Source organism: Catellatospora chokoriensis (assembly GCF_011297315.1).
Lineage (GTDB): Bacteria > Actinomycetota > Actinomycetes > Mycobacteriales > Micromonosporaceae > Catellatospora > Catellatospora citrea.
In genome coordinates, this window is the sequence record NZ_JAAOTI010000060.1 from 1 (window position 1) to 10,137 (window position 10,137).

Consider the following 10,137-nt stretch of genomic DNA (forward strand, 5'->3'; position numbering starts at 1 on the left):
TGGACCTGCTCCGCGCCCTGGTCCACGCCCGGGGCATGACCGCGCTGGTCGCCACCCACGACGCGGCGCTGATGGAGATGGCCGACCGCGTCGTCACGCTACGTGACGGCGCACTCGTCCCCTGACCTGAAAATGACCAAAGCTCCGTCCCGCTGCGGGGGCAGCGTGGGCGGAGCTTTGGCCATGGGGGGTATGTAGGAGGGCGTCAGCCCTCCGGTTGTGCTGCTCAGTCGCCCTGACGCTGGTGCGGGATCTGACCCTGGAGCAGAGCGCGCACCTCCGACTCACGGTAGCGACGGTGGCCACCCAGCGTGCGAATCGCGCTGAGCTTGCCCGCCTTGGCCCACCGGGTCACCGTCTTCGGGTCGACGCGGAACATCGATGCGACCTCTGCCGGGGTGAGCAGGGGTTCTGGTTCGTGCGTACGCGACGCCATGCGGTCTCCTCCACAAGTACCTATAGACGTAGGCCGGGGTCCCGCCGGCCAACGCGCTACCCATAGTCCGGCTAGTCCCCGATGTCCGACATGGGCCGAACGGGTGAAGGTCCGTGGATGGACGGATGATGAATGAACGACATGTCTGCTTTTAGCGGATGAAGACAGTAATTTCATAGCTTTCGATCACTGCACGTTACTCGAAAACTACTCACCGTCAGTTGCTGCGCTCCATCAGCTGGATCGCCCGCCACCGCTGCACGAGCTGCTCGTACGCCGCCGTGGCGGCGTCGCCGTCCTCGCGCTCCAGCCCGGCCAGACCCGTGGCGACCAGCTCCACGGAGTCGTCGTCGCGCAGCGCCTCCTCGGGCAGCAGGCCGGTGAGGCCGCCGTAGTCCAGCTCCACGACCGAGCCGGGGTGGAACGACTCCAGCCAGCGGGCGGTCTCCCGCAGCGAGTCGGTGATGGGCACGTCGCCCAGGGTCCGGCGCAGCACGCGCAGCCCCTTGTGGGCCCGCTGGCGGGCCTTGCCGATCTCGGTGCGGTAGCGCAGCACCCGGCGGGTCGGTTCGAGCACCAGGTCGCGCTCCGCCGGGGAGACCAGCACGAACCAGCGCAGCGGCACGCCCCACGTGGCGACCTGCTCGTGCATGCGGTCCTCGGCCCGGGTCTGCTCGACCACGGTCTGCGCCAGGTCCACCAGCACCGGCGGCACGAACGCGTCGGCCAGCACCTGGGGCACCCCGTCGCGCGCCTGCAGCGCCGCCTCGGCCACCCGGACCCGCAGGTTCCAGGGGCAGACCAGGGTCACCTCGGCCTGCCCGGTCAGCCCTTGCATGACGTACGCCTCATCGGGCAGGTCCGGCAGCCGCGACCAGCCCGCGCCGAGCGCTTCGAGCACGGTCGCCCGCTGGCGGCCGGGCCCGTCGGACACGCCTACAGCGCGCCCCTCGTCGACGTAGCGGCGCCAGAATCGTTCACGTTCCGGCGCGAACGCGGTGAGCGGCTCGTAGACCCTCAGGTACGCGGCGAACTGTGACGGCACCTCGCGATCCTCCCACGATTAGGCTGTCAGCGGGAGCGTCGCTACCGCGGCGTCGCCCGACCCCTCGGAAAGACCGAGCAGGATGGGCCTCACAAGGGCCATCGACGTCACCTTGGAGCCAGCAGTGGGCGTATTCACCGACGGCAGTCACGAGCAGGTCGTGTTCTGCCAGGACCGGGCCAGCGGCCTGAAAGCGATCATCGGCATCTACTCGACGGCGCTGGGACCCGCCTTGGGCGGCACGCGCTTCTACCCGTACGCCTCGGAGGAGGAGGCCCTGCACGACGTGCTGGACCTCTCCCGCGGCATGGCGTACAAGAACGCCCTCGCCGGGCTCGACCTGGGCGGCGGCAAGGCGGTCATCTGGGGCGACCCGGAGCAGATCAAGTCCGAGCAGCTGCTGCGGGCGTACGGCCGGTTCGTGCAGTCCCTGGGCGGGCGCTACTACACCGCCTGCGACGTCGGCACGTACGTGCAGGACATGGACATCGTGGCCCGGGAGACGCAGTTCGTCACCGGCCGCAGCGTGGAGTACGGCGGCGCCGGCGACTCCTCGATCCTCACCGCCTGGGGCGTCTTCCAGGGCATGCGCGCCGCGGCCGAGCACCGCTGGGGCGCCCCCTCGCTGAAGGGCAAGCGGGTCGGCGTGGCCGGCCTGGGCAAGGTCGGCAAGTACCTCGTCGCGCACCTCGTCGAGGACGGCGCCGAGGTCGTGGCCACCGACGTCAGCCCGAAGGCCCTGGAGTGGGCCAAGGCGTCCTACCCGCAGGTGAGCCTGGTGGCCGACGCGACCGCGCTGATCACCAGCGACATCGACGTCTACGCGCCCTGCGCGCTGGGCGGCGCGCTCAACGACGACACCGTGCCCGCGCTGCGGGCGCAGATCGTCGCCGGCGCGGCCAACAACCAGCTCGCCCACACCGGCATCGAGAAGCTGCTGGTCGACCGCGGCATCCTGTACGCGCCCGACTACCTGGTCAACTCGGGCGGTGTGATCCAGGTCGCGGACGAGATCGACGGTTTCAACTTCGATCGGGCCAAGCTGCGCGCCACCAAGATCTACGACACCACCAAGCGGATCCTGGAGCTGGCCGACACCGAGGGCATCTCGCCGGCCGCCGCCGCCGACCGCCTCGCCGAGCAGCGCATGGCCGAGGTGGGCCGCCTGCGCACCATCCGGATCTAGCGCCACGCCCGGATCTAGATCATTCAAGTTGCCTGGCAATCGTGCGTATCTTGAGCAGTCATTCGCCCGATTGCCAGGCAACTTCGGCGATCAAGGACAGGTTGCGGCCCTGGTCCTGGGCAGGTGCCGTCATTACTGGGGAGGGATATACTCCTTACCAGTAATAAAACGGACAGGTTCCGATGTGCTGCCAGACACCCGGTAACCCGAGATGCCGAAGTGGCCTCCTCCCATGTACCGTATGACCCACGAGAGATGTCTGACGTCATCGGGGCCCGCCTTCGGGTAGCCCCGTCATTCATGTGCGAGGGGGTCGGCCATGGGGCGCGGCCGAGCTAAGGCCAAGCAGACTAAGGTGGCCCGGGAGTTGAAGTACCACTCCCCGAACACCGACCTCGCCGCCTTGCAGCGCGAGCTTGCCGGTAGCGAGCTCAGCAGCGGCAGCGGCAGTGCTGTTGTCGAGGATCAGCGCGAAGACGACGAGCCGGATCCGTACGACCCGTACGGGAACTACGCCGTCGACGACGACGATGACGACGACGGTAAGGACTGGACCCCCCGCCGCTGACTTCCTGAACGGCCACCGCCTCAGCGCGGCCGGTTGTTCCAGTTGAAGAACGTCGGGATGTTCTCGAAGTGGTTCCAGGCGCAGACGGCGGTGCTGTCTGCGCCTGGCACTTCGCTGCGGGCCAGTCGTGCGAGCCGCGCCTCCTCCAGCAGGGGAGCCAGCTCGCCGCGTGCGTCGCGGATCCGGTCGACCACTCGGTCACGGGCGTCGGACATGGTCGAGCACTCCCTCCAGTAGGTGGATCTTGCTGTTGCGGCAGTGCTCGGTCTCCGTGCCGTCGAACCGCCCGTGCTCGAAGTACCGGTTGGCGGCGTGCCCGCCGCCGCAGAAGCCGAAGTACGGGCAGGTGTCCCGGCACGCTTCGACCCCGGTGAGGAACTCCGGCACCCAGCTGGTGCGCCGCGGCTCGGCCAGCAGCTCCGACAGCGGGGCGTGCAGCACGTTGCCGCTGCTGAAGTCGCCGTGCACCGGGTCGTGGAAGCCCGCCAGCTCCGGCGAGAGCAGCACCACCGCCCCGTCGTGCCCGACGGTCGGAATGGGGTCCAGCTCCCGCGGCAGCAGGTCGCCGGACGTGCCGTCGAGCACCGCGCCGACATAGCGCAGGCTCCACTCCAGCTCGCGGACATGGATCCGCGGGTCGGCGCGCCACGCCGCGACCAGCTCGGCCCAGAAGGCCCGCACCGCTTCCGGGTCATGGGAGTTGGGACGCTCGTTGACGCCCTCCCGCTCCTCGATGTTGACGCCGAGCGTGTCGCAGCCCAGCGCCAGGAAGTACTCGTAGAGCCGGGCCGCCACGCCCGGCCGCGGATCACCCACCACGCACAGCGCGGCGAAGGGCTGGCCGTGCCGGCGCAGCGCCGCGATCCCCTGCGCGATCCGGGCGTACGCGGGCCGCCCCGCGCGCGAGACCCGCTGCCCGTTGAGGTCCTCGGGCCCGTCCACGCTCACGCTCACCCGCACCCCGCGGGCGGCGAAGAACTCGCACCAGGCGTCGTCCAGCAGCGTCGCGTTGGTCTGCACGTGCTGCTCCACCGCGGGCTCGAAAGGGGCCATCAGCGCCCCCAGATGCTCCCTGCCGGCCGCGAGGGGCTCGCCCCCGTGCCAGACCACCGAGAAGCGGTCCCGGGCCGCCCAGACGTTCGCATCGGCCGCCACCGCCCGCGCCACCTCCACCGGCATCCGGCGGTCCTGCGCGCGCAGGGGCAGGTAGCAGTAGACGCAGTCCAGGTTGCACAGGGTCGTGGGCTGCATCACCACATATGCCGGCACGCGGGAGACCCCGCGCATGCCGTTGACGGTGGCCACCCCACCATTCCAGCAAACCGCGCCGCCTTCTGTCTCCTCACTCCCGCCCGGTGCGTTCCGACACGCCGCGAGACGGGCCCCGCACGCACAGACGCCCCCCGGGAGCTCCGGGGGGCGTCTGTGGTTCACGGGTGCTGTCGATCAGTCGTCGAGCCAGTCGAGGCGGCGGTCGTCCCGGTTGCTGCGGCGGTCGTCGTGGTAACCGCCGCCCTGCTGGCCGTAGCCGCCCTGGGCGCCGTACGGATCCTGCTGGCCGTAACCGGCGGCCGGCGGGTTGCCGTACGGGTCCTGCTGCTGGCCGTAGCCGCCCTGGGCGCCGTACGGGTCCTGCTGGCCGTAGCCGGGCTGCTGCTGCTGGCCGTACCCGCCGGGCTGCGCGCCGTACGGGTCCTGCTGCTGGCCGTAGCCGCCGGGCTGCTGGCCGTAGGCCTCCTGGCCGTAGCCCGGCTGCTGCTGGCCGTATCCGCCGGGCTGCTGGCCGTAGGCGCTGCCGCCGGACGTCGGGCCCGCGTAGTGCGTGGGCTCGTCGTACTGGCCCTGGTAGCCCTGCTGCTGGCCGTAGCCGCCCTGCTGGCCGTAGCCCTGCTGGTCGCCGTAACCGGCCTGCTGGCCGTAGCCCTGGTCGTAGCTGGGCTGCCCGCCGCTGTAGCCGGAGGTCGGGGTGGTCGAGCCGTAGGCGTCGGCGGGGGAGCCGCCGTAACCGGACGTCGGCGCGGGGCTGCCGTAACCGGACGTCGGGGCCGGGCTGCCGTAGCCGGACGTGGGTGCCGGGCTGCCGTAGCCGCTGGTGGGCGCGGGGCTGCCGTAACCGCTCGTCGGCGCGACGGGCGAGCCGTAGCCGCCGGCTGCCTGGCCGTCGTAGCCGCCGTACTGGGTCGGCTGCGCGGGCGAGCCGTAACCGCCGCCGTACTGCTGGGTCGGCTGCGCCGGGGCGCCGTAGGGCTGCTGCGGGCCGCGCTGCGCGGGCACGCCGCCACCGTACTCGCCGGGGCGGTGCATCACCGTCGCGTCGGCACCCGGGCGGGCCACCATGGTCGGGTCGGCGGGGCGGCCATAGGCGCCACCGCCACCGCCACCGCCGTAGGTACCGGCGCCGGCACCCGCGCGAACGGGCTGGGCCGCGGGCCGCACGCCCGGACGGCCGCGCACCGGCTCGTCGTCGTCATCGTCGTCGTCATCATCGTCATCGTCGTCGTCGTCGTCATCGCCGCCGCGCTTCATGACGAGCAGGACGATCGCACCGATGCCCAGCGCGACCAGCAGGCCGCCCAGGATGATCATGATCCAGGTCATGGTGCCCAGACCGCCCTCCTCCGAGTCCGAGGCCGGGTCCGTGGCGACAGTCTCGCCATTGGGCTCGCCGGATTCCTCGGCGACCGGGCTCTCCTCAGCCGGGGCGGAGGTCTCGGCTGCCGGCGACGCGCTGGCGTTCGGGTTGACCAGCGAGACGTTGACGTCGGCCTTCGACTGCCCGGCGTTCAGGTTCACCGAAGTGGACCTCAGCGTGTACGGGTCCTTGCTGACCGTGACGACGATCAGACCCGGGGCGATCGCACCGGTCTTGGCCGGGTCGAACAGGAAGGTGCCGGCGGAGCCCGTCGTCTTGGTCGGGAACTCCTTGCCGTCACCGTCGGACAGCGCCACGAGCGCACCGCTGATCGGGTCACCGGTCTTCTGATCCCGGACGACGCCCGAGATCTTCCCGGTGGTCTCCACTTGAGCCTTGGCCGTCACGGTCACCGAGAAGGTTTTCGTCTCGGCACCTGATGTGGTCTCCGCGCTCACCGTGACAGAGGTGCCGCTCGCGGCTGGCGCGTCGGTCGCAGCCTTCAGCCGCACGAGCTGAGTCTTCTCCTGATTGGGAACGACCGTCACCGCGCCACAGCCGCTGGTGCAGGTGACTCCCTGGGGCAAACCCGTCACGTTGAGAGTCACTGACGTATCAGCCGCGTCCTTCGTGGTGATCTTGACGGTCACCACCGCTTCATTGCCAGCCTGAACGCTGACCGATGAAGGACTGACACTGAGATTCGGGTCCACCGCTTGAGATGGGCTGGCGACACCCATGAGTGTGCCGAGTGACACCATCGCGACCACTCCGACGCGCGCCAACCAGGACCGTCGCTGGGTAGTCACGGCCACCGCCTTCCAAGCTCCTCGATATCCCACAGCGATCGGGGTGTGGGGGGCGCTGCGGGAATACACCGACCGCAACTATGCCTTGCGAAGCAAGGGTTGCGCGACCCAGGGCCGCTACAAAGTGAGCGGGAGTCATCTTGTATCGTCCGGTTATGTCCTCCTCGCCGGATATCTCCCCCGCCGTGACGTCGGCTCTGGACAGCCTGGCCAGCGGCCAGACTCCGGAACGTTTGACGCTCCGGGATGCGGTTAGGGCATTGTTGGCACGTCTTGCGGCCATGGCACCTGGCCGTTCGGTGGAGGTGCGTGTTCCTCCTTACGGCGCGATTCAGTGCGTCGAGGGGCCGAGGCATACGAGAGGCACGCCACCGAACCTCGTCGAGACCGATCCGGTGACCTTTCTTCAGCTCGCCGCCGGCCGGGTGGATTGGGCGGCGGCGGTCGCCGATGGGCGGATTCGGGCGAGCGGCATTCGTTCCGATATCAGTAGCCTTTTCCCTATTGTCTAGGCCGCCCCGACCTGGGTTCCGCATTCAGTCACGTAGCACACAGCCCGGCCACCGGGGTGCCCACCCTGCCGGGTCACGTACACTGAGCTGCGGCGGCGATCGCCGCCGGACGCCGACACACACCACCGATGCCGGCTCAATGAGCAGGGCATCTAGGCAGCTACTGAAGCGACAAGCGCAAGGAGCAACAGGGTGCCCCGAGGCGACGGCCGGTTGAGCCACGAACTCGACCCCCACCGGCCAGGCCCGCAAGACGCATGTGGCGTCTTCGGTGTCTGGGCCCCTGGTGAAGAGGTTGCCAAACTCACCTACTTCGGGCTGTACGCGCTGCAGCACCGCGGCCAGGAGGCCGCCGGCATCGCGGTGAGCGACGGCTCCGGTGTGGTGGTCTACAAGGACGTCGGCCTGGTCGCCCAGGTCTTCGACGAGCCGACGCTGGCCAGCCTGCGCGGGCACCTCGCCATCGGGCACGCGCGCTACTCGACCACCGGTGACTCGACCTGGGAGAACTCCCAGCCCACGCTGCAGTCGACCACCTCGGGCACCACGATCGCGCTGGCCCACAACGGCAACCTGGTGAACACCGCCGACCTGGCCCGCCGCGCCGCCGAGCTCGGCATGGACAGCCGCGGCTCCACCAACGACACCAGCCTGGTGACGATGCTGCTGGCCGGCCACCCCGACCTGTCCGTCGAGGCCGCCGCGATGAAGGTGCTGCCGACCGTCGAGGGCGCGTTCAGCTTCGTCTTCATGGACGAGAACACCCTCTACGCCGCCCGTGACCACCACGGGGTGCGGCCGCTGGTGCTGGGCCGGCTGGAGCGCGGCTGGGTCGTCGCGAGCGAGCAGGCGGCACTGGACATCGTCGGCGCGTCCGTGGTCCGTGAGGTCGAGCCCGGCGAGCTGATCGCCATCGACGAGTACGGTCTGCGCTCCTCGCGCTTCGCCGCCCCGGACCCCAAGGGCTGCCTGTTCGAGTACGTCTACCTGGCCCGCCCCGACGCGACCATCAACGGCCGCAACATGTACTCGACCCGGGTGGAGATCGGCCGCAAGCTGGCCGCCGAGCACCCGGTCGACGCCGACCTGGTCATCCCCGTGCCCGAGTCGGGCACGCCGGGTGCGATCGGCTACGCCGAGGCCTCCGGCATCCCGTACGGCCAGGGCCTGATGAAGAACGCCTACGTCGGGCGCACGTTCATCCAGCCGTCGCAGACCATCCGCGCGCTGGGCGTCCGGCTCAAGCTGAACCCGCTGCGCGACAACGTGCGGGGCAAGCGCCTCGTCGTGGTCGACGACTCCATCGTGCGCGGCACCACGCAGCGCGCCATCGTGCGCATGCTGCGCGAGGCGGGCGCGCTGGAGGTGCACGTGCGCATCTCCTCTCCGCCGGTGAAGTGGCCGTGTTTCTACGGCATCGACTTCGCGACCGGCGCCGAACTGCTGGCGAACGGCATGGACATGGAGGGCATCCGCCGCTCCATCGGCGCCGACTCGCTCGGCTACGTGTCGCTGGAGGGGCTCATCGCCGCCTCCGAGCAGCCGAAGAACCGCCTGTGCCGGGCCTGCTTCGACGGCGAATACCCGATCAAGCTGCCGGCCAGCAACCTGATCGGCAAACACGTGCTCGAAGGGGTCGGCCGCCGGGTCGGCTCCGAAGAGCTCAGCGGCGACCAGGCCCCAGCTCCGTCCACGGAACTGAGCCGGTCTTAGTACCACTCGTCACGGCACCGCCGACCCTTCCCAGAGCGGTGCCGCGCACCAAGAGGAGAAATACCGTGACGCACGTGACCGAGCGCCCCGTGTCCGGGCAACCGGAGAACGGAGACCGTCAGCTGTGGACGGCGGAGGGCAGCACCAACCGCCGCCGCACCGTCACCTACGCCGACGCGGGCGTGTCCATCCACGCCGGTGACAAGGCCGTGGAGATGCTGAAGGACAAGGTCGCTCGGACGCACCGTCCCGAGGTGCTGGGCGGGCTCGGTGGTTTCTCCGGCCTGTTCAAGCTCGACACCTCGAAGTACAAGAGCCCGGTGCTGGCCTCGTCGACCGACGGCGTCGGCACCAAGCTGGCCATCGCGCAGCAGATGAACATCCACGACACGGTCGGCATCGACCTGGTCGCGATGGTCGTCGACGACCTGGTCGCGTGCGGTGCGGAGCCGCTGTTCCTGCTCGACTACATCGCCTGCGGCGAGGTCGTGCCGGACCGGATCGCCGAGATCGGCGCGGGCATCGCCGACGGCTGCCGCTACGCCGGCTGCGCGCTGCTGGGCGGCGAGACCGCCGAGCACCCCGGCCTGATGCGCCCGGACGAGTACGACCTCTCGGCCAACGGCGTCGGCGTCGTCGAGGAGGACATGATCCTCGGCGCGGAGCGGGTGCAGCCCGGTGACGTGGTCATCGCCATGCGCTCGTCCGGCCTGCACTCCAACGGCTACTCGCTGGTCCGCCACGTGCTGCTCGGCCAGGCCCGGCTGAAGCTCGACTCCGTCATCGAGGACCTGGGCGACCAGCGCACCCTCGGCGAGGAGCTGCTCACCCCGACCAAGATCTACGCCAAGGACTGCCTCAGCCTGATCGCCGAGTGCGACGTGCGCGCGTTCGCCCACGTCACCGGCGGCGGCATCCCCGGCAACCTGGTCCGCGTCCTGCCCAAGCACCTGGACGCCACGGTCAACCGCGCCACCTGGGCCCCCCAGCCCATCTTCGACCTGATCCAGCGCAAGGGCCGCATCGATCAGCACGACCTGGAGTCGACCTTCAACATGGGCGTCGGCATGTTCGCCGTCGTCTCGGCCGCCGACGCTGACCGCGCCATGGCCCTCCTGACGGGCCGCGGCGTCGAGTGCTGGCACGTCGGCGACATCATCGAAGGCACCGGCCAGGTCCACATGCTCGGCTCCCACACCCGCGGCTAACCCCCCACCCACCCACCCCACCTACCAC

At 70.1% G+C, this 10,137-nt stretch carries 11 protein-coding genes and 1 pseudogene; 7 read left to right on the forward strand and 5 right to left on the reverse strand.

Going from position 1 to position 10,137, the window contains the following annotated elements; all coding sequences use genetic code 11:
* Window positions 1-125: pseudogene (locus tag HAV39_RS43150) on the forward strand (ABC transporter ATP-binding protein); the annotation flags it as partial.
* A 101-nt stretch (window positions 126-226) separates the two neighbouring features.
* Here HAV39_RS43150 and HAV39_RS41700 read toward each other — a convergent pair.
* Window positions 227-436: a BldC family transcriptional regulator gene (locus HAV39_RS41700; protein ID WP_020522548.1), complete on the reverse strand. Its 210-nt coding sequence runs from the start codon at window positions 434-436 to the stop codon at window positions 227-229.
* 217 nt (window positions 437-653) lie between these two features.
* On the reverse strand, window positions 654-1,481 hold the full coding sequence (locus tag HAV39_RS41705) for a DUF8083 family protein (RefSeq protein WP_191844606.1): 828 nt from the start codon (window positions 1,479-1,481) through the stop codon (window positions 654-656).
* Between the two features lie 124 nt (window positions 1,482-1,605).
* Here HAV39_RS41705 and HAV39_RS41710 point away from each other — a divergent pair, with 124 nt between their 5' ends.
* Together HAV39_RS41710 and HAV39_RS41715 are read left to right on the forward strand one after the other, a co-directional pair.
* Entirely contained in the window at window positions 1,606-2,667 is a 1,062-nt protein-coding gene (locus tag HAV39_RS41710; protein ID WP_191844607.1) for a Glu/Leu/Phe/Val family dehydrogenase, read from the forward strand.
* Window positions 2,668-2,986: 319 nt separating this feature from the next.
* Entirely contained in the window at window positions 2,987-3,235 is a 249-nt protein-coding gene (locus HAV39_RS41715; protein ID WP_120317771.1) for a DUF3073 domain-containing protein, read from the forward strand.
* A 20-nt stretch (window positions 3,236-3,255) separates the two neighbouring features.
* Here the strand turns inward: HAV39_RS41715 and amcA are convergent, their stop codons facing one another.
* From amcA to HAV39_RS41730, 3 genes are all read right to left on the reverse strand, one after another.
* Entirely contained in the window at window positions 3,256-3,450 is a 195-nt protein-coding gene (gene amcA, locus HAV39_RS41720) for a multiple cyclophane-containing RiPP AmcA (protein WP_191844608.1), read from the reverse strand.
* Window positions 3,434-4,522, reverse strand: coding sequence for a cyclophane-forming radical SAM peptide maturase AmcB (gene amcB, locus HAV39_RS41725; RefSeq protein WP_191844613.1), 1,089 nt, complete (start codon window positions 4,520-4,522; stop codon window positions 3,434-3,436). Before amcB ends, amcA begins: the two co-directional genes overlap by 17 nt.
* 159 nt (window positions 4,523-4,681) lie before the next feature.
* Window positions 4,682-6,256, reverse strand: a complete 1,575-nt coding sequence (locus tag HAV39_RS41730) for a carboxypeptidase regulatory-like domain-containing protein (RefSeq protein ID WP_191844609.1) — start codon at window positions 6,254-6,256, stop codon at window positions 4,682-4,684.
* Between the two features lie 7 nt (window positions 6,257-6,263).
* Between HAV39_RS41730 and HAV39_RS43480 the strand changes: the two genes are divergently transcribed.
* The 4 genes from HAV39_RS43480 (at window position 6,264) to purM (ending at window position 10,109) form a co-directional block, all read left to right on the forward strand.
* Complete coding sequence (locus HAV39_RS43480) at window positions 6,264-6,386, forward strand: hypothetical protein (RefSeq protein ID WP_280528761.1); 123 nt, start codon at window positions 6,264-6,266, stop codon at window positions 6,384-6,386.
* Between the two features lie 445 nt (window positions 6,387-6,831).
* On the forward strand, window positions 6,832-7,188 hold the full coding sequence (locus HAV39_RS41735; RefSeq protein WP_191844610.1) for a sterol carrier family protein: 357 nt from the start codon (window positions 6,832-6,834) through the stop codon (window positions 7,186-7,188).
* A 192-nt stretch (window positions 7,189-7,380) separates the two neighbouring features.
* Window positions 7,381-8,901 carry an amidophosphoribosyltransferase gene (gene purF / locus HAV39_RS41740; RefSeq protein ID WP_191844611.1) on the forward strand — a complete coding sequence of 507 codons (1,521 nt, stop codon included), beginning with the start codon at window positions 7,381-7,383 and terminating at the stop codon, window positions 8,899-8,901.
* Between the two features lie 65 nt (window positions 8,902-8,966).
* Window positions 8,967-10,109: a phosphoribosylformylglycinamidine cyclo-ligase gene (purM, locus tag HAV39_RS41745; protein ID WP_191844612.1), complete on the forward strand. Its 1,143-nt coding sequence runs from the start codon at window positions 8,967-8,969 to the stop codon at window positions 10,107-10,109.
* Window positions 10,110-10,137 lie beyond the last annotated feature (28 nt).

Coding starts and splice junctions, on each gene's coding strand:
- HAV39_RS41735 (WP_191844610.1), top strand. CDS start 6,832: ATGTCCTCCTCGCCGGATATCTCCCCCGCCGTGACGTCGGCTCTGGAC.
- amcB (WP_191844613.1), bottom strand. CDS start 4,522: ATGCGCGGGGTCTCCCGCGTGCCGGCATATGTGGTGATGCAGCCCACG.
- HAV39_RS41700 (WP_020522548.1), bottom strand. CDS start 436: ATGGCGTCGCGTACGCACGAACCAGAACCCCTGCTCACCCCGGCAGAG.
- HAV39_RS41715 (WP_120317771.1), top strand. CDS start 2,987: ATGGGGCGCGGCCGAGCTAAGGCCAAGCAGACTAAGGTGGCCCGGGAG.
- amcA (WP_191844608.1), bottom strand. CDS start 3,450: ATGTCCGACGCCCGTGACCGAGTGGTCGACCGGATCCGCGACGCACGC.